Annotated in this window: 26 protein-coding genes; 12 read left to right on the top strand and 14 right to left on the bottom strand. The window is 74.5% G+C overall.

Going from position 1 to position 25,229, the window contains the following annotated elements; genetic code table 11:
• Positions 1 to 4 precede the first annotated feature (4 nt).
• Positions 5 to 1,657: a class I adenylate-forming enzyme family protein gene (locus STTU_RS27425; protein ID WP_043256509.1), complete on the bottom strand. Its 1,653-nt coding sequence runs from the start codon at positions 1,655 to 1,657 to the stop codon at positions 5 to 7.
• Positions 1,654 to 2,415, bottom strand: a complete 762-nt coding sequence (locus STTU_RS27420) for an SDR family oxidoreductase (RefSeq protein ID WP_043256508.1) — start codon at positions 2,413 to 2,415, stop codon at positions 1,654 to 1,656. The genes STTU_RS27425 and STTU_RS27420 overlap by 4 nt, the downstream gene beginning before the upstream one ends.
• A 170-nt stretch (positions 2,416 to 2,585) precedes the next feature.
• Here STTU_RS27420 and STTU_RS27415 point away from each other — a divergent pair, with 170 nt between their 5' ends.
• Complete coding sequence (locus tag STTU_RS27415; protein WP_043256506.1) at positions 2,586 to 3,830, top strand: exo-beta-N-acetylmuramidase NamZ domain-containing protein; 1,245 nt, start codon at positions 2,586 to 2,588, stop codon at positions 3,828 to 3,830.
• A gap of 125 nt (positions 3,831 to 3,955) precedes the next feature.
• On the opposite strand, the gene STTU_RS27410 is transcribed toward STTU_RS27415, so the two are convergent.
• On the bottom strand, positions 3,956 to 6,871 hold the full coding sequence (locus STTU_RS27410; protein WP_007828887.1) for a penicillin acylase family protein: 2,916 nt from the start codon (positions 6,869 to 6,871) through the stop codon (positions 3,956 to 3,958).
• Between the two features lie 216 nt (positions 6,872 to 7,087).
• Between STTU_RS27410 and STTU_RS27405 the strand changes: the two genes are divergently transcribed.
• Entirely contained in the window at positions 7,088 to 7,675 is a 588-nt protein-coding gene (locus STTU_RS27405) for a hypothetical protein (RefSeq protein WP_010271402.1), read from the top strand.
• A 7-nt stretch (positions 7,676 to 7,682) separates the two neighbouring features.
• Here STTU_RS27405 and STTU_RS27400 read toward each other — a convergent pair whose 3' ends face one another.
• Positions 7,683 to 8,081, bottom strand: coding sequence for a VOC family protein (locus tag STTU_RS27400; RefSeq protein ID WP_007828881.1), 399 nt, complete (start codon positions 8,079 to 8,081; stop codon positions 7,683 to 7,685).
• Between the two features lie 235 nt (positions 8,082 to 8,316).
• On the bottom strand, positions 8,317 to 8,685 hold the full coding sequence (locus tag STTU_RS27395) for a VOC family protein (RefSeq protein ID WP_043256504.1): 369 nt from the start codon (positions 8,683 to 8,685) through the stop codon (positions 8,317 to 8,319).
• A 63-nt stretch (positions 8,686 to 8,748) separates the two neighbouring features.
• Between STTU_RS27395 and STTU_RS27390 the strand changes: the two genes are divergently transcribed.
• Positions 8,749 to 9,207, top strand: coding sequence for a MarR family winged helix-turn-helix transcriptional regulator (locus STTU_RS27390; RefSeq protein WP_007828876.1), 459 nt, complete (start codon positions 8,749 to 8,751; stop codon positions 9,205 to 9,207).
• A gap of 44 nt (positions 9,208 to 9,251) precedes the next feature.
• Here STTU_RS27390 and soxR read toward each other — a convergent pair whose 3' ends face one another.
• On the bottom strand, positions 9,252 to 9,719 hold the full coding sequence (gene soxR, locus STTU_RS27385; RefSeq protein WP_029396988.1) for a redox-sensitive transcriptional activator SoxR: 468 nt from the start codon (positions 9,717 to 9,719) through the stop codon (positions 9,252 to 9,254).
• Between the two features lie 113 nt (positions 9,720 to 9,832).
• On the opposite strand from soxR, the gene STTU_RS27380 reads away from it, so the two are divergent.
• Positions 9,833 to 10,297: a MaoC family dehydratase gene (locus STTU_RS27380; RefSeq protein WP_007828874.1), complete on the top strand. Its 465-nt coding sequence runs from the start codon at positions 9,833 to 9,835 to the stop codon at positions 10,295 to 10,297.
• Positions 10,298 to 10,522: 225 nt separating this feature from the next.
• Here the strand turns inward: STTU_RS27380 and STTU_RS27375 are convergent, their stop codons facing one another.
• From STTU_RS27375 to STTU_RS27365, 3 genes are all read right to left on the bottom strand, one after another.
• On the bottom strand, positions 10,523 to 11,200 hold the full coding sequence (locus STTU_RS27375; RefSeq protein WP_043256499.1) for a TetR/AcrR family transcriptional regulator: 678 nt from the start codon (positions 11,198 to 11,200) through the stop codon (positions 10,523 to 10,525).
• A 94-nt stretch (positions 11,201 to 11,294) separates the two neighbouring features.
• The gene (locus STTU_RS27370; RefSeq protein WP_007828872.1) at positions 11,295 to 11,576 is read right to left on the bottom strand and encodes a YiaA/YiaB family inner membrane protein; all 282 of its coding nucleotides are present in this window, start codon (positions 11,574 to 11,576) and stop codon (positions 11,295 to 11,297) included.
• Positions 11,577 to 11,684: 108 nt separating this feature from the next.
• Positions 11,685 to 12,836: an acyl-CoA dehydrogenase family protein gene (locus STTU_RS27365; RefSeq protein WP_007828870.1), complete on the bottom strand. Its 1,152-nt coding sequence runs from the start codon at positions 12,834 to 12,836 to the stop codon at positions 11,685 to 11,687.
• A gap of 75 nt (positions 12,837 to 12,911) precedes the next feature.
• Here STTU_RS27365 and STTU_RS27360 point away from each other — a divergent pair, with 75 nt between their 5' ends.
• Positions 12,912 to 13,556 (top strand): TetR/AcrR family transcriptional regulator, encoded by a 645-nt coding sequence (locus STTU_RS27360; RefSeq protein ID WP_007828869.1) that lies wholly within the window; start codon positions 12,912 to 12,914, stop codon positions 13,554 to 13,556.
• A 93-nt stretch (positions 13,557 to 13,649) separates the two neighbouring features.
• Positions 13,650 to 14,285, top strand: a complete 636-nt coding sequence (locus STTU_RS27355) for a hypothetical protein (protein ID WP_007828867.1) — start codon at positions 13,650 to 13,652, stop codon at positions 14,283 to 14,285.
• A gap of 22 nt (positions 14,286 to 14,307) precedes the next feature.
• Here the strand turns inward: STTU_RS27355 and STTU_RS27350 are convergent, their stop codons facing one another.
• Positions 14,308 to 15,384 (bottom strand): Zn-dependent alcohol dehydrogenase, encoded by a 1,077-nt coding sequence (locus STTU_RS27350; RefSeq protein ID WP_007828865.1) that lies wholly within the window; start codon positions 15,382 to 15,384, stop codon positions 14,308 to 14,310.
• Between the two features lie 287 nt (positions 15,385 to 15,671).
• On the opposite strand from STTU_RS27350, the gene STTU_RS27345 reads away from it, so the two are divergent.
• Complete coding sequence (locus tag STTU_RS27345; protein WP_078519054.1) at positions 15,672 to 16,910, top strand: type ISP restriction/modification enzyme; 1,239 nt, start codon at positions 15,672 to 15,674, stop codon at positions 16,908 to 16,910.
• A gap of 18 nt (positions 16,911 to 16,928) precedes the next feature.
• Here STTU_RS27345 and STTU_RS33570 read toward each other — a convergent pair whose 3' ends face one another.
• Together STTU_RS33570 and STTU_RS27335 are read right to left on the bottom strand one after the other, a co-directional pair.
• On the bottom strand, positions 16,929 to 17,603 hold the full coding sequence (locus tag STTU_RS33570) for a HutD family protein (RefSeq protein ID WP_007828863.1): 675 nt from the start codon (positions 17,601 to 17,603) through the stop codon (positions 16,929 to 16,931).
• 524 nt (positions 17,604 to 18,127) lie between these two features.
• Positions 18,128 to 18,406 carry a hypothetical protein gene (locus STTU_RS27335; protein WP_009063807.1) on the bottom strand — a complete coding sequence of 93 codons (279 nt, stop codon included), beginning with the start codon at positions 18,404 to 18,406 and terminating at the stop codon, positions 18,128 to 18,130.
• Positions 18,407 to 18,694: 288 nt separating this feature from the next.
• On the opposite strand from STTU_RS27335, the gene STTU_RS27330 reads away from it, so the two are divergent.
• Positions 18,695 to 19,759: a serine/threonine-protein kinase gene (locus STTU_RS27330; RefSeq protein ID WP_234019328.1), complete on the top strand. Its 1,065-nt coding sequence runs from the start codon at positions 18,695 to 18,697 to the stop codon at positions 19,757 to 19,759.
• A gap of 115 nt (positions 19,760 to 19,874) precedes the next feature.
• Here STTU_RS27330 and STTU_RS27325 read toward each other — a convergent pair whose 3' ends face one another.
• Complete coding sequence (locus tag STTU_RS27325; RefSeq protein ID WP_009063811.1) at positions 19,875 to 20,678, bottom strand: SGNH/GDSL hydrolase family protein; 804 nt, start codon at positions 20,676 to 20,678, stop codon at positions 19,875 to 19,877.
• A gap of 258 nt (positions 20,679 to 20,936) precedes the next feature.
• Here STTU_RS27325 and STTU_RS27320 point away from each other — a divergent pair, with 258 nt between their 5' ends.
• The 3 genes from STTU_RS27320 (at position 20,937) to STTU_RS27310 (ending at position 23,284) form a co-directional block, all read left to right on the top strand.
• A complete protein-coding gene (locus tag STTU_RS27320; protein ID WP_043256495.1) occupies positions 20,937 to 21,182 on the top strand; it encodes a hypothetical protein in 246 nt (81 codons plus the stop codon).
• A gap of 1 nt (position 21,183) precedes the next feature.
• The gene (locus tag STTU_RS27315; RefSeq protein WP_043256494.1) at positions 21,184 to 22,281 is read left to right on the top strand and encodes a GNAT family N-acetyltransferase; all 1,098 of its coding nucleotides are present in this window, start codon (positions 21,184 to 21,186) and stop codon (positions 22,279 to 22,281) included.
• Between the two features lie 628 nt (positions 22,282 to 22,909).
• Positions 22,910 to 23,284 carry a GntR family transcriptional regulator gene (locus tag STTU_RS27310; protein ID WP_007828856.1) on the top strand — a complete coding sequence of 125 codons (375 nt, stop codon included), beginning with the start codon at positions 22,910 to 22,912 and terminating at the stop codon, positions 23,282 to 23,284.
• 256 nt (positions 23,285 to 23,540) lie between these two features.
• Here the strand turns inward: STTU_RS27310 and STTU_RS27305 are convergent, their stop codons facing one another.
• On the bottom strand, positions 23,541 to 24,239 hold the full coding sequence (locus STTU_RS27305; protein ID WP_007828849.1) for an SDR family NAD(P)-dependent oxidoreductase: 699 nt from the start codon (positions 24,237 to 24,239) through the stop codon (positions 23,541 to 23,543).
• 102 nt (positions 24,240 to 24,341) lie between these two features.
• Here STTU_RS27305 and STTU_RS27300 point away from each other — a divergent pair, with 102 nt between their 5' ends.
• A complete protein-coding gene (locus tag STTU_RS27300; RefSeq protein WP_007828843.1) occupies positions 24,342 to 25,184 on the top strand; it encodes a helix-turn-helix transcriptional regulator in 843 nt (280 codons plus the stop codon).
• Positions 25,185 to 25,229: the final 45 nt, after the last annotated feature.

Genomic DNA, 25,229 nt, shown 5'->3' with positions numbered 1-25,229 from the left:
CGTTCTAGCGGGAACGCAGTTCCCGCCGCAGAATCTTCCCACTCGTCGTCTTCGGCAGCTCCGGCAGGATCTCGACCTCGCGCGGGTACTTGTACGCGGCGAGGCGCTCGCGGCAGTACGCGACGAGCGCGGCGGCGTCCGCCGGGCTGCCGGGGCGCAGGCTCACGTACGCCTTGACGGACTCGCCCCGGTAGGAGTCGGGGACGCCGACGACGGCCGCCTCGCGCACGCCGGGGTGGGTGTAGAGGACGTCCTCGACCTCGCGCGGCCAGACCTTGAAGCCCGAGGCGTTGATCATGTCCTTCTTGCGGTCGACGACATAGAGCCAGCCGTCCGCGTCCATGATGCCGATGTCCCCGGTGCGCAGTTCGCCGTCCGGGAAGGTCTCGGTGGTCGCCTCGGGGCGCTGCCAGTAGCCGGGGACGACCTGGGGACCGCTCACGACGATCTCGCCGCTCGTGCCGAACGGGACCTCGCGGCCCTCGTCGTCGAGGATGCGCACGACGGTCTCGGGCCCCGGCACGCCGACCGCGAGGGTGCCGGACTCCTCGTCGACGGGGGCGCGGCGGCCCGGGGGCACGGAGGCGCAGGGGGCGGTGCACTCGGTGAGGCCGTAGCCGTTGTGGAGGTAGGGGCCGAAGCGGTCCGCGAAGCCGTCGACGAGGGCGGGCGGGAGCGGGGCGCCGCCGGAGGCGAGGTAGGTGAAGGAGGCGAAGTGGTCCCGGCTCGCCTCGGGGCGGGCCGCGAGGGCCATGAAGGCGGTCGCGGGGCCGACGGTGTAGACGGGGCGGTGCTCGGTGAAGGCGTCGAGCACGGTGCCGGGCTCGAAGCGGTAGGTGAGGATCAGCGTGCCGGCGTTGAAGAGGCACGCGGCGAGTTCGCACACCATGCCGGTGATGTGGAAGAGCGGTGCGAGCGCGAAGTAGCCCGCGCCTTCGGGGATGCCGGAGCCGGTGCGCTGCCGCTCGGCGTTGTAGGCGATGTTCGCGTGCGTGTTGGTGGCGCCCTTGGGCGTGCCGCTCGTGCCCGAGGTGTAGCTGATGAGGGCGGTGTCGGCGCCGCCGGGGAGGACGAGGTCGGGGGCGGCGTGCCCGGCGCGGGCGACGGCCTCCAGGTCCTCGGTGTCCGCGGGGCACGGCAGCGGCTCCCAGGTGAGGACGCGGGAATCCTCGCGGGTCTGGAAGCCGTGCTCGTCGGCGGTGAGCGCGAAGCGCACGGGGCCGCCCTCGACGGCTTCGCGCAGGTACTTCTCCCAGGCCCGGTCGGAGCAGATGAGGGCGCTCACGCCCGCGTCGCCGAAGACGTGCCGCACCTCGCCCGTCGTGTACATCGGGTTGACGGGCACGACCACGGCGCCCGCGCGCCAGGCGCCGAGGAGCGCGAGGACGAAGTGCGGGGTGTTCTGGAGCATGAGCGCGACGCGGTCGCCGGGGCGGATGCCGCGCGCGGCGAGGTGCCCCGCGACGGAGGCGGACAGGGCCTCGGTCTCGGCGTAGCCGAGGCGGCCGTCGAAGTAGGCGAGCGCGGTGCGCTCCGGGTGCGCGGCGGCGACGGCGAGGAAGGCGTGGACGGTCGAGTGCGGCGGGCTCACGGGCTGCCGCTGGGCCTCGTCGAGGACGCCGAGCCAGGGCTTCGCCGCGTAGGGGGAGGTGGTCACCGCTGGGCCTCCCACTTCTGCTGGAGGTGGTTCATGGAGGTGAGCCAGGCGTCCGGGTCGGTGGCGCGGGCGCGGTAGTAGGCGGCGGTGCCCGGGTGCGGGAGGACGAGGAAGCGGTCCTCGGCCATCGCGGCGAGGAGCGCGTCGGCGACGGCCGCGGGCTCGACGGCGGTGGGGCGCAGGACGAGGTCGCCCGCGCTCCCGGCCGCGTCGAGCATCTCCGTACGGACGCCCTCGGGACACACGGCGTGGACGCGCAGGCCGCGGTGGCGGTACGTGACGGAGAGCCATTCGGCGAAGGCGAGGGCGCCGTGCTTCGTGACGCTGTAGGGGGCCGAGCCGATCATGGTGAGGAGCCCGGCGGCGGAGACGGTCGAGACGAAGCGCCCGCTGCCGCGCTCCAGCCACTCGGGGAGCAGGGTGTCGGCGGCGCGGACGTGGGCCATGACGTTGAGGTCCCAGGCGCGGGCCCACGCCTGGGCCGGGGCGGCCTCGGTGCCGGGGTCGCCGACGCCCGCGTTGGCGCAGTAGACGTCGACGCGCCCGCCGAGGGCCTCGCGGGCCGCGCCCGCGACGGTCGAGGCGTCGCCGGGGACGGCGAGCCCCCCGATCTCCTCGGCGACGGCCGCCGCGCGTTCGGGGTCGCGGTCGTTGACGGCGACCCGCGCGCCCTCGGCGGCGAACCGGCGGGCGAGCGCCGCGCCGATCCCGGCTCCCGCGCCGGTCACGACGACGGCGGCGTCCTTCAGGGATTCCACGAGCGGGTCTCCTTCGACTCGGCTTCGACGGCGTTCCTTTCCGGGCAGACTAACCAGTCGGTATGTCGTGGGGAAGGGGTGCGACAGGAGCGCGGCAGGCATGGTCACGCGCGGTGCCAGGGGTTAGCGTGCGGGGCACACGCGTACCCGGCGATCTTGGAAGGCATGGCATGAACCTGTCCAGAAGAGGGCTGTTGGCGGCGGGCGGGCTCGCGGGAGCGGGTGCGGTCGTCCCGGCGCTCGGCTCCCCCGCCGTCGCCGCGCCGCGCGGCACCCGTACCGGTTTCGAGGTCCTCGCGGAGGACGGCTACCGACTGCTCGCGGACAGAACGGTCGGTCTCGTCACCAATCCGACGGGGGTGACGCGGGACCTGCGCCACCTCGTGGACGTCCTGCACGCCGAGCCGCGCGTGCGGCTCACGGCGGTCTTCGGACCCGAGCACGGTTTCCGGGGCACGGCGCAGGCGGGCGGTTCGGAGGGGAAGAGCACGGACCCGGCGACCGGGCTGCCCGTCTACGACACGTACCTGAAGAGCGGTCAGGCGCTCGCGGACATCTTCACGGCCTCGGGCGTGGACACGGTCGTGTTCGACATCCAGGACGCGGGGGCGCGCTTCTACACGTACATCTGGACCCTGTACGACTGCATGGAGGCGGCGGCGCTCGCGGGGAAGCGGTTCGTGGTGCTCGACCGGCCGAACCCGCTGGGCGGCAGGGACGCGTACGGGCCCGTGCTGCACAAGGAGTTCGCGAGCTTCGTGGGGCGCGAGCCGATCGCGCAGCAGCACGGGATGACGGTCGCGGAGCTGGCCGGGCTCTTCAACGGGGAGTTCCTGGCGAAGCCCGTGCGCCTGGAGACGGTGCGGATGCGGGGCTGGCGGCGTACGGACTTCTACGACGCGAGCGGGCTGCCGTGGGTGCCGCCGAGCCCGAACATGCCGACCCCGGACACGGCGCTCGTCTACCCGGGCACGTGCCTGTTCGAGGGCACGACGCTCTCCGAGGGGCGCGGCACGACGCGGCCCTTCGAACTCCTCGGCGCGAAGGGCCTCGACGCCCGCTGGGCCGCGGAGGCGAACGCGCTCGGGCTGCCCGGTGTGCGCTTCCGGGAGGCGTACTTCGCGCCGTCGTTCTCGAAATTCACGGGCGAGACGATCGGCGGGGTGCAGGTGCACGTCACGGACCGCGAGGTCTTCGAGCCGGTACGGACCGGGATCGGGTTGCTCGTGACGGCGAAGAAGGTGTGGCCGGACTTCGCCTGGCGCGAGGACCTGGCGATCGACCGCCTGAGCGGCTCCGCCACCGTGCGGAAGATGGTCGACGCGGGGGCGGACCCGGACACGATCACGGCGGCGTGGGCGGCGGAGCTGGCGCGCTTCCGGCGGACGCGGCGGAAGTACCTCCTGTACAGGTGACACGGCGGGTACGGGTCGGGGCGGCGCCCTGGTGGCCCGCCCGGTCGGGGCGGCGCCCGCGTAGGGCGCCGCCCCTCCCCCGTACCGGCCGTGTCTCAGCCGTACCGGCCTGCCTCAGGCATGCCTCAGCGGTGTCGCGGGAACTCCACGACCTGCTGGTAGGTGGGCCTGTTCTGCCACTGGAAGGGAGCGTGCGTGATGCCGCCCAGCGCGCGGTGGATGATCGCGTCCGAGCACCACTGGTCGCCCGCCTTGCAGGAGTCGTCCCCGGGATAGACCTGGTCGGCGGGGACGGCGGCGGCCTGCGCGAGCGTCGTGAGGAGCGTCGTCCGGCAGGCGCTCAGGTCGCCCGCGCCGCAGTACTTCGCGCCGAGCGGGCCCTCGACCTTGTCGCCGAGCACGGCGCGCAGGTCCTTGGAGACGTAGCCCCACCAGCCGTACTGGAAGGAGGAGCCGGCGTGCGCCCCGGTCGGGCCGTGCGCGGCCGAGGGGGACTCGTCGACGGTGAGGAGCGCGGTGAGCGAGGAGTAGAGGCCGTCGCCGAGGCCCGGCTTGAACTCGGCCTCGACGAGCCGCGGCCACCACGCGTCCATGATCCGCACGGCGTCACTGTGCCCGTACGCCTTGGAGCCCTTGGAGGTCTCCTTGCGCCGTGCCCCGTCGTCGAGCCAGGACTCCAGCTGCTGGACCGCCGCCGCCTGTTGGGGGTCGGTGACGGGCCGGCTGCGGATCACCTTCAGGAGCGTCGGCAGGACGTCCTCGCCGCGCAGGTCGGCGACGGCCGCGTCGGCCATGGCGCGGGTGAGCGAGGCGCGCGTGACGCCGCCCTTGTCCGTGAGCGCCTTGACGCGGTCGTCGAGCAGGTCGGCGCGGTGCACGGAGCCGAGGCTCGGGTTGGCGGCCGTGTAGCCCTTGGCCTGTTTGTTGTTCCAGGAGACGTAGTAGTCCTGGTTGACGGATTGGGGGTGCTGTTCCGGCGGGGTGAGGGCCGAGGTGTTGTCGGTGGGGTCGAAGTCCTTCCACTCGTAAACGGGTTCGGCCTTGACCGGGAAGGTGCCGTCCACGTGGGCGGCGCGCACGGGGTTGGAGCCCGAGTTGTAGTAGGCGATGTCGCGCGAGTCGGCGTAGAACCAGTTGAAGGCGTACGCGATGTGGCTCGCGGCGTCCTGGAAGCTCTTGGCGTCCTTGACGTAGCCGGGGTCGTTGAGCATCTGGAAGCCGACGATGGAGTCGGCCTCGTGGCGGTACGTGGAGCGCAGCGAGGTGTAGGCGACGGGCTTGCCGCCGACCGTGGCGCGGTGGGTGACGATGCCGTACTTGGTGCGGTAGACCCGCATCCGGTAGGAGCCCTTCGCGGTGGAGTCCGCGAGCGTCGGGTTCCAGGAATTGACGCGCTCCAGCTTCTCCATCGGCGTGCAGGTGCCGTGGTAGCGGTAGCCGGTGGAGTCCTTGGTGGCCGCGGAGCCGTCCGCGTTGCACAGCTCGACCGCGTACGTGTCGGTGATGTCCTGCCCCGCGCTCGTCGCGGACCACGAGTAGTCCTGGCCCCGCCCGAGCTGGATGTACATGCCGACGCCCGCGAAGGAGACGCCGCGCGCGCTGATGCCGGGGCCCTGGAGTTCCTGCTGCATGAGCAACTGCGGGGCGAAGTAGCCGGTCTGCGGGCCGAAGACGGCGACGGGGTGGCCGCTCGCGGTCTTCCTGCCGGAGACGAGGAGGGCGTTGGACATGCCCTTCTTGCTCGCGTCCCCGGAGAACAGGTCGGCCGGCAGGACGCCGTCGTCGAAGACGCCCTGCAGCGGCTTGAGGCTCTTCGGCGCCTCGACCGGGTCCTTCGCGGGTTTCGCCTGCGCGGCGCTGCCGGTGCGGTCGAAGAGGAGGGGCTCCTTCGTGACCGAGCCGGAGTCGGGCATCGCGAGCCCGGCGGCGTTCTCCGGCTTCTCCGCGTACGGGAAGGCCGTGCCGTCGTGGATCGTGGAGACGGTCTCGGGGTCGTCGCGCTGGCGGAAGGACTCCCAGACCTGGGTGCCCTTCTCGACGCCGTACTTCTGCTGCGCCGAGAGCAGCGAGAGCGCCTGGTCGACCTCCCCGCCGCCGCCGTTGCCGAAGAGGCCGCCGACGACGGAGGCGAGCGCGATCATGTCGGTGACCTTGAAGGGCTCGATGTCACCGGCGTTGGTGATGGGATCGATCTTGCCCGTGAGGTCGTACTCGCCGGGGAAGTAGCGGCCCTTCTTGGACTTCTCGCGGTAGGAGTTGAGGCCGTCGATGTACGCCTGCGCGTCGTCCATGGCCTGCTCGCCGCGCGCTCCGTTGTGGGAACGGATGTAGTCGACCTGCTTCTGGAGGTCGTCCTCGGTGTACGGGGCCTGCGGCCAGAACTCCTGCTCCAGGCCCTGGTTGGCGAGCGCCCCGCCCGCGAAGGAGGTCAGCTCGCCGCGGCCGATGTGCCGGAAGAGGTCGATGAGCCACATGCGGTCCTGGCCGGCCGCGTACCCGGCGCCGAACTCGGTGCCGTACCGCGTCGTGCCCTTGATGTGCGGGATGCCGTACTTCTTGTCGCGGGTGATCGTGACGTCGGCGCGCGGCGAGGTCACGGACTCGGTGTCCGCCTTGCTCACCCCGAAGGAGGCGTCGTCGAAGAAATTTCCGAGCTGTGCGTCCGTGAGGGAGGGGTACCCGGACGACAGGGAGTCATAGGTGGCGAGCTGGTCCTCGGCGTGCTGGGGCTGGGTGCCGAAGACCTTGTGGGCGAGGATCTCCGCGAGCGTCGCGTTGCCGTTGGTTCCCGGCGGCAGGATGTCCGCGCACTGCTGGTCGCAGTAGTCGTCCGGGTCACCGGCGGCGACGGCGGTCCCGGCCGCGAGCGGGCTCAACAGGCCCGCGGTGAGCGCGAACACGGCGGCGGCGACGAAGGTGGTGGTTCTTCTCGTGGTACGGGTGACGCGGGACGAGACGGTGGTATCGGCTGAGGCGGTACGGGCGTTGTGCGTCGAGCTGCGGCCGACGAGACGGCCGTGGTGGGGGGTGCGGCTCCGCATCCTGGCTCCAATCGCTCCCGACAAGGGTGAAGCTCCCGATAAGGGTGAGCGGGAGGTTACCGCCGGTACGCCCAGTTGGGGGATGGGTCGGTGGACCTGTTCGCAGGATCGTCGCAAAGCCGCCGCTTCCCCGAGGGAGCCGAACGAGGGGCTGCCTCGTCGGAACGACGGCACCCCGGGAGCGGTGCCGGTACGGATGACGGAGGTGCAGGGCTGATGGCCGGATTCCGGAGTCTCGCGAGACAGGCCCGCGACCCGCGGGCGGATTTGGCACTGCGGCGCTGGAGCCTGCGCAAGTGCCTGGAGATCTTCGCCCCCTACGGGCACCGGGCCACATGGGACCACTTGTGCGCGCACTGGGGCTTCGGCCCCGAGGACCGCGCGCCCGATCCCGCGCGGCTGCGGGGCGCGGTGGACGAGCTGGAGCGGGCGCGCGAGGTGTGGCTCGCCTACGAGCGGGCCTTCGCGGCCCGGCGGCGGGCCGAGAAGCGGGCGGGGCTGCGCCGGCCGGGCGCGGTGGACGACTGGCACCGGCGCACGTGGGGCGGTTTCGGGATCGCGTGGTGCGCGGACCCGGGCACGCACCCGGACGCGCCGCTGCCCGAGGTGCTCGGGCGGCTCATCGCGGCCCTGGAGCGGGAGCCGGGCGAGCGGTGCCCGGTGTGCGGGAGCGGGGCGCTGCGGTGGCGCGAGGACGTGGCGCCGCTCTGCGCGAGCTGCGGCATCACGGTCCCGCTCCCGGCGCTGAGCCCGGCGGCGGTACGGCGGGCGCGCGGGGAGGGGCGGGCGCTGGTGGGGGTGTGAGGTACGGCTACAGGAACACGCAGAACGGATGGCCGACCGGGTCGATGAGGACGCGGACGTCGTCCTGCGGCTGGTGCGCGGCGAGGCGGGCGCCGCAGGAGATCGCGTGCGCCTCGGCGGCGGCCAGGTCCTCGACCTGGAAGTCGAGATGGACCTGCATCTGCTGGGCCCCGGGCTCGGCGGGCCACACGGGCGGGGTGTACGCGGGCTCGGCCTGGAAGGAGATCCCCGTACCGCCCCCGTCCGGCACGAGCTTGGCCCAGCCCTCCTCCTGCTGCGTCAACGGCCAGCCCAGCAGGCGCTGGTAGAACCCGGCGAGCGCCTGCGGATCGGGCGCGTCGAGGACGACACCGCTGAGGAACAGCGGGGGGCGCTCGGGGCGGGCGGGGGGAATGCCTGGGGTCATCGGGGCTCCTGTGGCGGGAGGGCGCGCGGGGGTGAATCGCGCGGGGCGGGCCGTGCGGGGACGCGCGTCGGGGCGCCGTGCGGGGACGCGCGTCGGGGCGCCGTGCGGGGACGCGCGTCGGGGCGCCGTGCGGGGACGCGCGTCGGGGCGCCTTGCGGGGACGCGCCCACTCTGCCCCCGCCGCCCCGACTCCGCCAGGCCACACGCCGCGGGCGCCAACGCTCCGGCCCGCGGGTCAGCCCCGGTCGTGGAGGGTGATCCGGTAGCCGTCGGGGTCGGCGAAGGTGAAGGTGCGGCCGAAGGGGCCGTCGACCGGCTCGGAGACGATGGTGTGGCCGTCCGCCGCGAGGGCGTCGTGGATGGCCTGGACGCCGGTGGCGTGGAGCCAGATCGCGGCGCCGACGCCGGGCTGGGGGACGGAGTCGAGATCCGTGCCGGGAACGAGGTCGCGGAGCGCGAACGCGATCGGCTTCGTCTCGAAGACGACGGCGTGCGGGGGCCCGGACCGCGCGCGGACGAGGCCGAGGTACCGCTCGTAGAACGCCTGCGCGACGTCGAGGTCGCGTACCTGGAGCGAGAGGAAGTCGGGACCGGTGGCGGGCATGGCGGGGCTCCTTCGATTCGTGTCAGATGCCTGACACACGCCACGGTATGTCAGACTACTGACATGAGTCAAAAGGGTCCCGGCATCGACCTGGACAAGTCACTGGGCTACTTGCTGAAAGAGGCGTCGAGCGCGCTGCGCACGGCCATGGAGGCGGTGCTGCGACCGCTCGGGATGACGGTGACGCACTACTCGTGCCTCGAACTGCTCGCGCAGCGGCCGGGCCTGTCGAACTCGGAGCTGGCGCGCGGCGCGTTCGTGACGCGGCAGTCGATGAACGTCCTGCTCCAGAACCTGGAGCGGGAGGGGTACGTGACGCGGCCCGCGCAGGCCCCGCACGGGAAGGCGCTTCCCGCGCGGCTCACGCCCCGCGGGCGGCAGAGCCTGGAGGAGGCGACGGCGGCGGTCCGGTCCGTCGAGGTCCGCATGCTCGGCGGCATGACCGAGGCCGAGCAGGCGGACGCGTTCCGGGCCCTCACGAGCATGGTCCACTCGCTCCGGGCGGGAGACGCGGGCGCATAGGCCGTCCGCCTCGCTCCCGGCTCCGGCCCTTCCCCCGCCTCGCCCTACTTGCCCTCGCGCCGCGACTGGAGGAGCCGCGACCCCGTGATGCGCTCGCCGGAGACGTCGTCCGGGTTGGAGAGGACGCAGGTCTCCAGGGACAGGCAGCCGCAGCCGATGCAGCCGCTGAGGTGGTCGCGCAGGAGCTGGAGGCGGCGGATGCGGTCGTCCAGCTCGGTGCGCCAGTGCTCCGAGAGACGGGCCCAGTCCTCCGCGGTCGGGGTGCGCTCCTCGGGCAGGTCGGCGAGCGCCTCGCGGATCGTGGCGAGGGGGATGCCGACGCGCTGCGCGGCACGGACGAAGGCGACCCGGCGGAGGATGTCGCGCGAGTAGCGGCGCTGGTTGCCGGAGGTGCGACGGCTCGTGATGAGCCCCTTGGTCTCGTAGAAGTGGAGCGCGGAGACGGCGGCCCCGCTGCGCGCGGAGAGCTGTCCGACGGTGAGTTCCTGCACGGTTTCCGGGATCTGCGGCACCCGGCCCAGCGTACGGGAGCGGGTACGGCCGCCGCCGTTGACAGCGGCCCCCCGCACCCATGATGCTGAGCAAGCGCTTAGACATATTCGCGGAAGGCCGGAAGGTGGCAGTCATGGCGGAGCCGAGGGTTTTCTCCTCGCTTGAGGAGCTGAAGGGCGCGGTCGGGGAGCGACTCGGGTACACCGACTGGGTCGAGATCGACCAGCGGCGCGTCGACCTGTTCGCCGAGGCGACCGGGGACCACCAGTGGATCCACGTGGACCCGGAGCGCGCGGCCAAGGAGTCCCCCTTCGGCACGACGATCGCGCACGGCTATCTCACGCTCTCGCTGCTCCCGCTCTTCGCGCCGCAGCTCATGGACCTCGCCGGGGTCAGGATGGGCGTGAACTACGGCACCAACAAGGTGCGTTTCCCCGCCCCGGTCCCGGTCGGCTCGCGCCTGCGGGCGACGGGCACGGTGACGGACGTGAGCGAGGTGACGGGCGGCGCGCAGGTCACGATCGCCTTCACCGTGGAGCGCGAGGGCGGCGAGAAGCCCGTGTGCGTCGCGGAGTCGGTGAGCCGCTTCTACCTGTGAGGCGGTGAGGGCGTCCGGGCGCCGGGCGTCCGGGGCTCACGGAGAACCCGGCGCCGGGGCGTCGCGAGGCGCGCTGAGGAACCGGTACCGGCCGCACGGGGGCCCGCCGGGAAACCCGGGACGGCCGGGGCCGGGCGTGCACCCGGCACCGGGCGGCCGGAGTCCGTCGAGAACCCGGCACCGGGCCGTCCGGGGCCGGTCGAGGGCCCGGCGCCCCGCCCCGCCTCACCCCTCGTCGCCCTCCCCCGGCGCCGCCCCCACCATGCGCAGCACGAGGTCCGCGTACAGGTCGCCGATCTGCTCCGGGGTGCGGCGCCCGGCCGCGTTGAACCAGCGGGCGACGTCGATGCAGAGCGAGAGCACCGCGAGTGTCGTCCCCGGGACGTCGGGCACGTCGAAGGCGCCGGTGCGCACGCCGTCCTCGATGACGCCCCGTACGACCGCCTCGGTGCGGCGGCGCAGGGCGACGATCTCGGTGCGGTGCGCGGGGTCGAGCGCGTCGAGTTCGTACTGGACGATGCGGGCCGTCGTGTGGTGCGCCGCGTGCCAGCGGACGAAGGCGCGGACGGCATCGGCGAGGCGACGTGCCGCGCCGCCCGGCCCCTCGGCCGCCTCGCTGAGGACGGCGAGGGACTTGTCGTGCCCCACCCGGCTGATCCGGTGGAGCAGCTCTTCCTTGGTGCGGTAGTGGATGTAGAGCGCGGCGGGGCTCATGCCCGCGCGCCCGGCGATGTCGCGGGTCGTGGTGGCGTGGAAGCCGCGCTCGGCGAACGCCTCCACGGCGGCGACGAGCAGGCGCCGCGCCGCGTCGGGCGTCACGTCGGACCAGGGCGCGTCCTCCGCCTCGCCGGCGGGGGCCTCCCCGGCCGACAGTCCGTCCTCGGGCCGCCGCGCCGCGCTCATCGCCCACCTCTTCCCGTACGGAACCGCTTCACGGAGACACACCCTAACCCCAAAACTGAGCGGGCGCTTAGCGGGTGGCGCTCCGGTCGGGCCCTCAGTGGAAGGGGTCGTTCGCCGCGAGGAGCTTGTCGACGCGGGCCTGGTCGACGCGGTTGATGAGCTGGTCCGCCTCCTGCCGGTCGCGGATGACCTTGGCGAGGGTGAAGGCGGAGGTGACGAGGAAGAGGACGGCGACGGCGAGGAAACCCCGTACCCACGCGTCCGCTTCGAGGCGAAGGATACCGAGCGCCGTGGCGACGAGCGCGACGGCGAAGGAGGCGATGGCCTGGCCGAAATAGGCCCCGGTGGGCCCGGCCTTGGCGGGTGTGTCGGTCATGGCACGAGCGTCCCGCGCGGAGCCCGGGGCGACATCCGCGCGGCTACTCATACGGGGGTGAGCACGACGCCCCGGTCAGGTGCGCCACGTACCCGTGCCGACCGCCCGTCAGAACGCCGAGACGCCCGTCAGCTCCCTCCCGATGAGGAGCTTCTGGATCTGGCTCGTGCCCTCGTAGAGGGTCATGACGCGGGCGTCGCGCAGGAGCTTGCCCACCGGGTACTCGTCGATGTAGCCGTACCCGCCGTGCACCTGGAGCGCGTTGTTCGCGGCGCGCACGGCAGCCTCGGAGGCGAAGAGCTTGGCGCGGGACGCGGCGCCCGTGAAGGGCTCGCCCCGGTCGACGAGGTCGGCGACGCGCCAGGTCAGCAGGCGTGCCGCGTCGACGTCCAGGGCGATGTCGGCGAGGAGTTCCTGCACGAGCTGGTGGCCCGCGATGGGCTTGCCGAACTGCTCGCGCTCCTTGGCGTGGCCGAGGGCGGCGTCGAGCGCGGCCTGCGCGATGCCCACGCAGCCGGCGGCGACCGACATGCGGCCCTTGGCGAGCGCGGACATCGCGACCGAGAACCCCTTGCCCTCCGGGCCGAGCAGCGCGGAGCCCGGCACGCGCACTCCGTCGAGGACGAGTTCGGCGGTCGCCTGGCCGCGCAGGCCGAGCTTTCCGTGCAGGGTGCGGCGCGCGAACCCGGGCGTGCCGGTGGGGACGAGGAAGGCGGAGACGCCCTTGTGCCCGGGGGCGTCGTTGGAGCGCGCGAAGACGAGGGCGAGGTCGGCCCACGTGCCGTTGGTGATGAACATCTTGCCGCCGGTGAGCAGCCAGTCGTCCCCGTCGCGCACGGCGCGCGTCGTGAGCGCGCCCGCGTCGGAGCCGGTGCCGGGCTCGGTGAGCGCGAAGCAGCCCACGTACCGCCCGGACGTCAGCCCCGGGAGCCAGCGCCGCTTCTGCTCCGCGTCGCCCCACGCGGCGAGCGTCTTCGCGACGAGCCCGAGCGAGACGGAGACGATGCCGCGCACCGAGGAGTCGGCGCGGCCCAGTTCCTCCGTCACGAGGCAGTACGTGAGGTGGTCGCCGCCGCTGCCGCCGTACTCCTCGTCGATCGTCAGGCCCAGGAAGCCGACCTCGCCGAGCTTCGCGACGACTCCCCGGTCGACGTTCTCCGCGCGGTCCCACTCGCGCGCGTACGGGACCACCTCGCGCTCCACGAAGTCCCGCGCGAGGCGGCGGGCCGCCTCCTGTTCCTCGCTCAGCCGCAGGTCCACGCCGTGCCTCCACCGTTCCACGAGCACTTTAATTAGCACCGCTAGTTTTAGCGTCCCGGCCCTACTATGTGCCGCATGGCCCGACCGCGCAAGCCCCTCCTGAGCACGGGACGCATCATCGAAGCCGCTCGCGCGCTCGTCGACGCGGAGGGGCTCGCGGCGCTGTCCACGCGCAGGCTCGCGGCCGAACTCGGCGTGAGCGGGCCGTCCCTCTACAACCACTTCGGCACGAAGGACGAGCTGCTCGACGCCGTCGCCGACTCGGTGAGCGCGCGGGTCGACCTGTCGATGTTCGAGGACGGCCGCCCCTGGCGCACCGCGCTCGACGACTGGGCCCGCTCCTACCGCGCGGCGCTCGCCCGCCACCCCCACCTCGCCCCCGTCCTCGCGCGCGGCCCGGGGCGCCGCCCGGCGGCCCTGCGCCTCGCGGACGCGGTCTTCGGCGCGCTCACCGAGGCGGGCTGGCCGCCCGCGCAGGCGACGTCGATCGGCGCGGCGCTGCGCTGGTACGTGGTGGGCTCGGCCCTCGGCTCCTTCGCGGGCGGCTTCGTCCCCGACGAGAACGCCTACGACCCGGCCGAATACCCCCACCTCGGCCAGGCCCACCTCCTCGCCGAACGCGGCGGCACGGTCGACGAGCGCGCCTTCGCGACGGGCCTGCGCGCATTGCTCGACGGCTTCGAGCGGCAGTACGCGGAACTGCCCCCGCGCACCGCGTGAACGCCGCGCGTGCCCGGCGTGTGCACCTCGCCGAAGCCCGAACCCCGCGTGTGCTGCCGCCCGGGGCCCCGCCCGCGCGCCAGACTTCCCCGCATGACCGCACCCCGGCCCTCCCCCGCGGCGCCGCCCCGCCGCCTCCGCTTCGACGGCTGGATCGCCGGGCTCGGCACCGCCTCGGGGACCCGGCTCGTGCTCGGGCACTGGCCGCGCTCCCCCTTCGGGCCCTTCAGCGACGTGATGGTGGCGCGTCCCTGCGGGCGGCGCGTTCTGCTCGCGCCGCGCGCGGACGTCGCGGAGTTCGTCGCGGCGACGTACCGCTTCGAGGAGGTGCGCGTCGTGCCGGTCGACGTCGTACGGGACGGGCGGGCGTGGAGCGTGACGGCGGGTCCGCTGCGGCTGCGCCTGCGCGCCGGGCACCGCACCCCGCTCGGCGCGGTCCTGCGCGCCGTACCGCCGCGGCTCGCCACGCACCCCGCCTGGGCCCGCCTGACCGACCTGCCCGCGCGGCTGCTGCCCGGCGTGCGCACGTACGGCACGGCGGGGAACGGGCGGCGCGAGTGGTACGCGGCGCACGACATGTGGGGGCTCGCCGCCGCGGGCGCGCGCTGGGACGGCGCGGACCTCGGCCGCCCCGGCCCGCTCGCGCCGCCCCCGCACTTCGGCTTCGCGCAGACACCCCGCAGGCCGTGCCTCGTGCGGGTCGTGTCGACGGTGGAACTGCCGGGGTGAGGGCGGTCGGCCCCGCCGTCCCTCAGAACACCACCAGCGCCCGCGCGCCCTTCCCCGCGCGCATCGCCGCGAAGGCGTCGGGGATCGCGTCGAGCGGCACGCGCTCCGTGACGAGGGCGCTCAGGTCGAGGCGGCCCGCGCGGACGTGCTCGCCGAGGACGGGCACGTCCGCGGCCGGGTCGCTGTTGCCGTAGACGCAGCCGGAGAGCGTGCGGCCCCAGTGGAAGAGTTCCCGCGCGTTGAAACGGACCTCCTCGGTGACCGGGCCGATGCCGACGACCGTCGTGCGCCCGCCGCGCCGGGTCGACTCCCAGGCGGTACGGATCGTCACGGCCCGGCCCACGCACTCGATCGCGACGTCCGCGCCCCCTCCCGTCAGCCGCCGCACCTCCTTGGCCGTCGTCCCCGAGGCGAGGACGAAGTCCGTCGCCCCCGCCCGGCGGGCCAGTTCCTCCTTCGCGGGCGAGGTGTCGACCGCGAGGATGCTCCCCGCGCCCGCGATGCGCGCCGCCTGGAGCGCCGCGAGCCCCACACCGCCCGCGCCGAACACGACGACGGACTCCCCCTCGCGCACCCGCGCCGCGTGGTGCACGGCCCCGTAGCCGGTGAGGACCGCGCAGCCGAGGAGCGCGGCCTCGTCGAGCGCGACGCCCTCGGGCGCGGGCAGCAGGCACGCCTCGGAGACGACGGTCTCCTCGGCGAACGCGGCGACGTTGAGTCCCGGGTGCAGCGTCCTGCCGTCCTCGGTACGCGCGTACTCGGCGCCCGCGCCCGTGAGGGCGTTCTCGCACAGCCACACCTCGCCGCGCCCACAGGCCGCGCACGTCCCGCAGGAGGGCGCCCAGTTGAGGACGACAGGGTCGCCGGGGCGGACGGAGCGGACGCCCTCGCCGATCGACACGACGGTCCCCGAGCCCTCGTGGCCGAGCACGGCGGGCAGGGGAACGCGCAGGGTGCCGTCGGAGAGCGAGAGGTCCGAGTGGCAGACCCCGGCCGCCGCGAGCCTGACCCTCACCTGCCCGGGACCCGGCTCCGGCAGGTCGATCCGGGCGATCTCAAGGGGCGCTCCCACGGCGGACTGGACGGCTGCACGCACCACGGTCTGTCTCCGTTCCTCTGCGTCGCTGGCTCTTGCCGGCTGTTGCCCGGGTCCCCGGGCGTTCCTCGTCTTCCTCGGTGTCGCCCGCTGCTCCCGGGTGTCGCCCGGTCTCCCGGTGCGGGACCGGCCGGGACGGCGGGCGGCCTCCAGCCAAACTAGCGGCGTTAGTTTTCAGGTGCCAGGGGCCGGACGGCTCCGGTGCCGGAGGCCGGACACCCCCGCGCCGGGGGCCGGACGGTCGCCCGGCTCCGCTCACCCGCCTGCCCGCGCGCGGGCGGCTGCCTACGATGGGCCGTGTGAGGGACCGTACGAGGCATTGTGTGAGCGACGACGACCTGCTGCCCCTGCACGCCGTCCTCCCGTGGTCGGTCCCCGCGCCCCGGGCCGGGCGCGACTGGCCGCTCGCCACGGACCCCGGCACCGCCCGCGCCCGCTGGACCGCGCTTCTCGCCGCGCGCGAGGAGGACGCACGCGCGGCCCTGTTCGTGCCGAGCCGGGCCAGGACGCTGCACACGGCGGTCGCGCAACTGCCCGGCCAGCCCACGGGAACGGGGCGGCTCGCGCGCGAGTCGGGCCCGGCCCCCGAGCCCGTACGGGTCGCCTTCGGCCCGTACGAGGAGCGCTTCCTGCTCCCCGACCACCGCCTCCTCGACGCCCCGCGTCCCGAGTTGTGGCGCGTCGCCGACGCCTCCCAGCTCTTCCTCGTGCACGACCCGCGCGCCGCGGCGCTCACCGTCACCGCGCTCCTCCCCTTCGGGGCGGGCGCGGGCAGCCGCGTCCATCCGCTCTTCCGCCGCCCCGGTGGCCGCGAGCCCAACCTCGCCCCCGGTCTCCTCGCCCACCTCGCGGACCGCTACGGGCGGCCCGTGGCACCGCTCGACGTGCTCGACTGGCTGCTCGCCACGGCGCGACCGGCGCAGCGGGGCCGCGAGGTGCGGCTGCCGGGGACGTACGAGGAGTGGGCGGCCGGGGCCGCCCTCGGGCGCGGGCTGCGCGAGGTCGCGCTGCGGGGCCACGGGGCGCACGCGGGCCCGCGGCCCCGGCTGCCGGGGGGCCGCCGCCCGTGGGTGCGCGAGGCGCTGGACCTCGCCCCGCGCGGCGCGCTCCCGGCCCTCTCGTACGAGGCGGGGGACCAGGCGTTGCGCGTCGGCGCGGCGGGCGTGCTCGCCCCGGTCGCGCCCGCCGCGTGGGACGCGCACAGCGAGGGCGAACGCGTCCTCACCCGGTGGTTCCGCGCCCGCGTGGCCGATCCGGCGGCGGAGGGCCTCGCGGCGATCGGGCCGCGCGCGTGGCCCCGCGAGTGGACCTCGGACCTCCTCGCGCTGCTCACGGACCTCGCACTGCACACCGAACGGGCCGCGCACTGCGCGGAGTTCGCGGCGGAGGGCGAGAAGAAGGGCGACGCGATCGGGGGCGCGGACCTGCGGGCGGCCGGAGTGCTCCCCGTACCGGCCGCCGCGCGGCGCCCCGCGACCGTCCTGGAGACGCGCGAGGAGGGCCCGGAGGGGCAGTTCGCGCTGCTGTGAACGGTCTCCCGGTGTGGCTCAGCGCACCGGGGCGATCCGGATCTCGGCCACCGTGCCCTCGCCGCGGAGCACGAGGCGCGGTGTCGCGCGGACGCAGTCGAGACGGCCGAGCGGGATCGCGGTGCCTTCCTCGTCGAGGGTGACGCCCTCGGTGACGGCCACGGCGAGCACGATCTCGTCGGCGGCGCCCGTCAGCTCCGTACCGCCGTCGCCGATGCGCATCACCCGTACGTGTCCCGTCGCGCGGCCCCGGCGGGTCATGACGTTCATGTCGCGCACGGCGCCCGCCTCCAGGCGGCAGTCCGTGGGCGCGTCGCCGGGAAAGGCGAAGGGGGTCAGGGGCTCGACGAGGCACGGAGCACCGGAGCCCACGGTCAGCACCATGCCGGAGCCCTCGACGAGCGTGATGACGCGATCGATCCCGGCAAACACCGAGAAGGGCCCACCCGCACCGACATCGGCGATGCTGACCCGCCAGTCAAAGGCATCGGCACCGGCCGCGTCCGCACCGGCCGCATCCGCACCGTGGGCCGCCGCACCGGCCCGCGCACCGGGGACCGACTCACCAGGCCCCCTGACACCGGACCCCGCGCGCGGCATCACCCCCGAGGCGACCTCCCGGGTCGTACCGCCCCCGTTGCGCCACGGCATGGCCCGGTAGTCGCTCCAGCGCAGAACCCCGCCGTCACTCATCCGCCGCCGCCCTTCGTCGCACCCGTCAGAACGGCCCCTCCTGTCCGACGGAACCGCCCTCGCACCCTATCGGGGCAGGTCACAGGGAGAGAGAGGCCGGGGTCGGCACGGTGTCGCCACCTCCCCCACGCCCCGTCACAGGAAGTGAATCCGCATCCGGCGCGCGGCGGGCCCGGGGCAACCGCCCGGCCGTGTGCGGCGGAGGGGCAACCGCCCGGCCGTGTGCAACGGAAAGCCAGGCACGCCTGCGTCCAGCGGAAGATCCCCCGAAGGCGCGCCCGCCCGTCCAGCGAAGGACCGCACGAACTCACGCCCGCGTGCGGCGGGAAGCCGCGCGAAGTCACGCCCCGCGCCGCGGAGAGCCGCGGCGGTGGCCCTGGGCCGGGGTGGGTGCGGGGGCTCGGCGCTCGGTTCCGGGGCGGGGCGTGGGTGTGCGCGTGGGTGGGGGCCGACCGGCGCCCGTGGGGCGGCGGCCGGTCCCGGTGGTGGGCGGCTCGGGTGGTGGGCCGGGGCGGGAGCCCCGGTCAGCGCCCGCCGAAGAGGGTGCGGCGCAGCTTCTTGAGCGGGGCGAGGAGTGAGACCTTGCTCATCCGCGTCCTGCTGTCGGGCTGTGCCGCGAGTCCGGTCGCCGCCTTGCGCGAGGTGAGCTCGCGCATCAGGGAAGTGGCCTCCGCCGCCTCGCGCTGCGGGACGGCGGGACCGCCGAGCACCGCGAGGTGCCGGTCGAGCCGCGAGCTGCTCGCCCCGCTCCCGTACGTGATGGCAGGCACGCGCGGCCTGCTGCGGACCGTTATCTGTTCCATGTCACTCCCCACCCGTCGTCAGGCACCCGGCCCCGGGCAGGGTAACCCTATCGTCCCCGGCTGACACCTTGTATCCCGGTCAAGTGATTCACCTACCCCGTAAGGAGGTTGACGCATCCTCACGCGCCCGGGAGCATTTCGGGGCGAGCCGCGCCAGAGGGCGAAAATAGGGACGCTTCGCCCGAATCCCGCGTATCGCCGAGTAGTTCGGGTCCGGTGCGGGAACGGTGGTCACAGGTCGTCACAGTGGACGGCGCGACGAGAGGCGGGGCGATGGACGGACGCGACGTGAGAGGACCCGGGGCCGAGGGGACCGCCGGGGGGCTGCTCGCGGGCCGGTACCGGCTCGGCGCCGTGCTGGGCGCGGGCGGTACGGGGACGGTGTGGCAGGCGCGGGACGAGGACCTGGCGCGGGATGTCGCGGTCAAGGAGGTACGGGTCCCGGTGGGCGTGGACGCGGAGGAGCGCGAGCGCCAGTACGCGCGGGTGGAGCGCGAGGCGCTCGCGGCGGCGCGCTCGGGGCACCAAGGGGTCGTCACGGTGTACGACGTCGTCGTGGCGGACGGGCGGCCGTGGATCGTGATGGAGCTGGTACGCGGATTGAGCCTCGCCGACGTCCTCACGGCGGACGGGCCGCTGCCGCCCGCGCGGGCGGCCCGCATCGGGCTCGCCGTGCTCGACGCGCTCGGCGCCGCGCACGCGGTCGGTGTCGTGCACCGCGACGTGACCCCGGCGAACATCCTGCTCGGCAACGACGGCCGCGTGGTCCTCACCGACTTCGGCACGGCGGCGCTGCACGGCGCGCGCGGGCTCACCCTCGCGGGCGAGGTCGTGGGCTCCCCCGCGAGCCTCCCCCCGGAGCGCGCGGAGGGCGCCGAGCCGGGGCCCGAGGGGGACCTGTGGTCGCTCGGCGTCGTGCTGTGGACGGCGGTCGAGGGCGGTCCGCCGTTCCGGGGGGCGACTCCGCTCGCGACCGTACGGGCCGCCGTCGAGGACCCCTTGCCGCACCCGGCGCAGGCGGGCCCGCTCCGGCCCGTGCTCGAAGGGCTGCTGCGCAAGGACCCGGCGCTGCGGATGTCGCCGGAGCGGGCGGCGCGGCAGTTGCGCGAGGTGGCGGAGGGCAGGGAACCGGCGGAGGAGCGGGAGGCGGCTGCCGGACGGGGGCGCGGCACGGAGGGCGCGGCGACGGGTCAGGGAGCGGTGACGCCCTCGGGGGCGACACCGGCCCCGATCACACCGGAGGAGCCCCCGCACGGCGCCCGCCGCGCCGCCTCGTACACCGCGCTGCTCGGCGCCGGGATCGCGGTGCTCGTGATCGCGGTGGTGCTGGTGTGGGTGCTGGTACGGGGCTGACACGGACCGGGCGGCGACAGGGACCGGAGGGCCCGCGACGTGCGGGTCGTCCACGCGCGTAGCGTTCGCGCGGGGACGACCCGGTCCGTACGGGTGCGTACGGAACCCGCCTCCGTCAGGGGGCGTACTTCGTCAGGGCCGGGAGGTAACCGCCGGACTGACCCGCCGGCTTGGGGTGGTAGGACTCGCCGATGTTGAGCCAGTCGACGCTGTGCAGCCACGCGTCGCCGGAGCAGATCTCGTGGCCCGCGAAGGTGGTCCGGACATCGCCGAAGGAGAAGCCGTGGCTCGCGGCGCGGGCCGAGATGGTGGTGTCGAGGAGGTCGGCCGCGCCGTTGATGGCGGAGCGCTCGGCCTCGGCGAGGCCCGCGATGCACGTGCCGTTGAGCTGGTAGAAGCGCGGGTAGCCGAGGACGACGACCTTCGCCGCCGGAGCCTTGGCGCGGATCTGGTTGTAGACGTTGTCGAGCGCGGCGGGGAGCGTGTTCTGCACGTACGCGCGGGCGGTGTTGACCTTGGCGACGCACGTGTCGGTGGACTGGAGGACACACGTCGTCATGACGTCGGCGAAACCGGCGTCGTTGCCGCCGATGGAGATCGTCACGAGTCCGGTGGAGGCGCTGAGGTGGCCGAGCTGGTTGGCGAGAACATCACCCGTACGAGCGCCCGAGCACGCGTCGAAGTTGAAGCTGGAGGGTGAGTGCGCGTTCTTCCACAGGACGGGGTACGCCTTGGAACTGCGCTTGCAGTCGCCGCTGGCGCTGTCGTAGGAACCGGAGCCAACCCCGGAGGAGTAGGAGTCGCCGAGGGCCACGTAACCCGTGGGGGCGGCGGCGTGGGAGGTCGCCGCCGAGGCGAGGGTGGCACCGGCGGCGAGGAGGAGCGAGGACACGATCGCGGTGACGCGGGGGAATCTCATGGGACCTCCGTGTAGCAGGATTTCTGCCCTCCTGTTCGTACCACCCGCGGACGTGTCGCGGGAGTGTGCATGCCAAGAAGTTACCGGGCGGAAAGTTTCACGCGGGATGGGTTTCAACTCACCTTCTCCTTGGGCCACATGACCGTCAGAAGTCCGCTTCTCCGTTCGATTCCCCGGCTCCGCACCTCGCTTGACGGGCCGCCCGGACTGCGCGACATTGAAGCCCGGCATCCGGCGCTTCGGGGGGCAAAGCGGCCCATGCACACCATCGGGACCCAGGGCATCGGGAGCGGCACGGGGAACGCGAGCGGTACGGGGGACGGCCTCGGCCCGCGCGGGGCGGTGGGCGGGTCCTTCGCGGCGCTCCCGCGCGTGGCGCAGGGGGTGCTCGTGCCGCACGTGAGGTCGGTGCGGGGCGAGTTGTTCGCGGCCGGGGCCCCGGGTCTCGCGGGCCTCGGACTCGTCCGGTGGCCCCGGCGGTCGGCGAGCGGCGGGGGTGCGTGACGTGGACATCACCGTGCACAGACCCGGCACGCTCACCGAGGCGGACCGCGCGGTCTGGTCGGCGCTCCAGGCGAAGGCCCCGCAGAACGGGGCCCCGGAACTCGCCAACCCCTTCCTCTCCCCCGAGTTCGCGCTCGCCGTCGCGCACCACAGGCGCGGCGTGCGGATCGGGGTCGTCCGGGAGAACGGCGATCCCGTCGCCTTCCTGCCCTTCCAGCACGGCGCGGGCGGGGTCGGCCGGGCGATCGGACTCGGCCTCTCGGACTGCCAGGGCCTCGTGCACGGGCCGGATTTCCTGGTGGAGCCGCGCGCGCTGCTGCGCGGACTGGGCCTGAACGTGTACGAGTTCGACCACCTCGCCGGCGAGTCGCAGCCCTTCGCCGCGCACGCCTCGGGCCGTTTCGCCTCGCCCGTGCTCGATGTCGGCGAGGGCTGGGGGCCCGCGCTCGAAGCGCTGCGCCGCCGCTCGCCGAAGTTCACCCGTACGACGCTCGCCAAGGAGCGCAAACTCGAACGTGAGCACGGGGAGTTGCGGTACGCGCACGACGAGCGGGACCCGGCGGCGCTCGCGACGCTCATGCGCTGGAAGTCGGCGCAGTACCGCAGGACGGGGCGCGGGGACCGCTTCGCGCACGCGTGGGTCAGCGGGCTCGCGGGCCGGCTCCTCCAGACCACGGCGCCGGGCGGCGCGGGGCTGCTCTCGGTCCTGTACGCGGGCGAGCGCCCGGTCGCCGCGCACTTCGGGCTGCGCTCCGCGCACGTGCTCGCCTGCTGGTTCCCCGCGTACGACCCCGCGTACGCGAAGTACTCGCCCGGACTCGTGCTCCACCTGCGGATGGCGCGCGCGGCGGCGGCCGAGGGCATCGCGTACCTCGACCTGGGGCGCGGTCCCGAGGGATACAAGGAGTCGCTTCGCACGCGGGAGTTGACCGTGCTGGAGGGCTGGGCGACCCGACGCCACCCGGTCGCCTACGCCTACCGGGCGCGCCGCACCCCGGCGCGGGCGGCGCGCAACACCGTGCGGACCCACTCCGCGCTCTTCACGCCCGCCGACCGGCTGCTCAAAGGCGTGGGGAGGCTGCGTTCAGGGGGCCGCTGAGCCACCCCGCCCCGACTGGAGAACCGGCCGGGGGGATATCGACACGCGCTGATCCTGGCCGGGCGCCCTCCTGCTGAGGGGCTCTGCCTGGCAGGACTGCTCCTCGCCGCGGGGCTTCACGTGCCCGGCCCCCGCTGCTCGACGACTTCCTCTTCGCGCGCCGGGGCAACGGAACCTTCGAACGCGCCCGGCTCGGCGAAGCCGCCGCGATGGACCGAGGGGGGACGCGCACGACTCCCCCACCGCCCGGCCGCCGTGGCTCGGCGCCGACCCCGCCGCGCACGTGCTGACCGCGCTGCCACGGGGCGCGCGCCATGGAGAAGGTGTCGCACGTGCCCGCCGACCAGGCCCCCGTGGACGGGCTCGCGCGCACCAGGGAACGCACTCGCGCCCGACCGTGGGCCGCTCCCCCGTGCCTCGCGCTGCGGTACGAAGCGGGCTGCCCGGCGAAGCGGGAACGACGCTCGCGACGCGCGCCGCGAGGTCGGCGCGGCCTCCCGCGACGCGGACGCGACGTCGTGCGCGCCCACCGACCCGCCCGCCGGAACCACCCCGGGCGCCGACCCCATGCCGCGCTCTCCGCAGGTGGCATGGACACCGTCAGCGTCCGGTGGGGCAGAATCGGTGCGTGAGTCTGAAGATCGCGGTCGACGCCGCCTCCGCCCTCGCCCCGTACGAGCAACTGCGGGCGCAGATCGCCGAACAGGCCCGCTCGGGCGCGCTCCCGGCGGGCTACCGGTTGCCGACCGTGCGCGGTCTCGCGCAGGAGCTGGGCCTCGCCGCCAACACGGTCGCGAAGGCGTACCGGGCCCTTGAGGCGGACGGGGTCGTGGAGACGCGCGGCAGGCACGGCACGGTCGTGGCCGCCGCCGGGGACTCCGCGCACCGCGAGGCGGCGGCGACGGCGCTCGCGTACGCGGAGCGGGCCCGGCGTCTCGGGCTCGACGCGGGCGAGGCGCGGGCGCTGGTCGAGGACGCGTTGCGGACGGCGTACGGGGACTGAAGCGGCGCGAGCGCCCGCCGGGCGGAACCGGCCCCGTGGGCGCGCGTTCCTCGCCGCGCTCGTCCGCCACGCGCGGAAGGCGGTCCGCGTCCTCTCCGGCGCGGACCGCCTCCTCGTGGTCGACACACGCGCCACCGCCGGTACGGGCTCGGAAGCGCGGCAGCTCGCCCTCGGCCCGTACGAGGGAGTCGATCCCTGGCGGGCCATCAGGCGGTCGGTCCCCCGGCAGGCCGCCCGGCGACCCGGCCCCCGGGAGCTACCAGGCGACGGGCCCCTCCGCCGACACGAACGTGCCGCTCTCGCCCTCGTTCCCCGCGAGTGCCTCGCGCACCGAGGCCGCCGCGCCCTCCTCGACGGTCTGCGTCCCCGCGTGGTGGTTGAGGTCCGTCTTCGTGAAGCCGGGGTCGACGGCCGTGACGCGGATGCCCGGGAGGGCCTGGGCGAGCTTGACGGTGAGCATGTTCAGGGCCGTCTTCGAGACCGGGTACTCGACGCTCGGGTAGTACGGGGCCCCGCCGCCGCCCGCGAGCGAGCCGAGGCCGCTGCTCAGGTTGACGACGGCGGCCGAGTCCGAGCGGCGCAGCAGCGGCAGGAACGCCCGCGTGACGCGCAGCGGGCCGAGGACGTTCGTCTCGAAGACGGTACGCAGCCGGTCGGCGCTCGCGTCGAGCGCGGCGAGCGGCCCGCCGTCCTCGGCGCGCGGCTCGATGCCCGCGTTGTTGACGAGCACGTCGAGCCCCGTCCCCGCCTCCTCGACGGTGCGGAAGGCGGCGGCGACCGAGGCGTCGTCGCTCACGTCGATGACGAGCGCCCTGGCACCCAGCTCCTCGGCGGCCACGCGGCCCCGCTCCGGGTCGCGGCTGCCGAGCCACACGGTGTGCCCGGCGGCGATCAGCTGGCGGGCCGTCTCGAAGCCGATGCCCTTGTTCGCTCCGGTGATCAGTGAAGTGGTCATGCCTCCACGGTGCGGCCGGGGAGGCGTCCCGGCCAGTGGTCCCGTTTTCCTGGGAACAGCGGTACCAGGCACGATGCCCCCGCGCGCGTGCACACTGCCCCTATGGCGACGGGTGAATTCGGACAGGCGGTACGGCGCTGGCGCGACCGCGTGACCCCGCGGGCCGCCGGGCTCCCCTCGGGCGGCAGGCGGCGCGCTCCCGGGCTGCGCCGCGAGGAACTGGCGCAGCTCGCCGGGATCTCCGCCGACTACATCACCCGCCTGGAGCAGGGCCGCGCCACGCACCCCTCCGCGCAGGTCGTCGAGGCGCTCGCCCGCTCGCTGCGGCTCGCCCCCGAGGAGCGCGCGCACCTCTACCGCGCCGCGGGGCTCGTCCCGCCGGGTCCCGGGACCGTGCCCGGCTGGATTCCGCCCAGCGTGCAGCGCCTCCTCGACCGCCTCGCCGGGGTCCCGGTCGCGGTCTTCGACGCGCTGTGGACACTGCTGCTCGCCAACAGCCCGTACGAGGCGCTCATGGGCGACTCCTCGGCGCTCGGCAGCCGGGAGCGCAACGCGGTGTGGCGCAACTTCCTCGGCTCGGGCTCGCGGGCGGTCATGACACCGGCGGAACGGGCCGCCTTCGAGACGGGCATGGCCGCCGACCTGCGCGCGGTCGCCCAGCGCTACCCGGACGACCCCCGCCCCGCGGCACTCGTCGCCGAACTGCGCGCCGGCAGCCCGCGCTTCGCAGAGCTGTGGGACGCGGGAACGGTGGGTGCCCACGTCAGCGCGCGCAAGATCATCGCGCACCCGCACGTCGGCGAGATCCGCCTGGACTGCGACGTCCTGACGGTCCACGACAGCGACCTGCGGATCATGGTCTACACGGCGGAACCGGGCACGACGGACGCGGAGCGGCTGGCGCTCGCGGGAGTACTGGGGAACCAGGACCTGGGAGTGGGGTGAGGACCGGGGCCCGGGGCGAAGGGAGGCCCGGGGCCCGCTCGGGTG

Origin of the sequence: Streptomyces sp. Tu6071 (genome assembly GCF_000213055.1) — a bacterium.
GTDB lineage: Bacteria > Actinomycetota > Actinomycetes > Streptomycetales > Streptomycetaceae > Streptomyces > Streptomyces evansiae.
Note: the sequence above shows the minus strand (reverse complement) of the source record. Positions and strands in the feature narration are given on the sequence as shown.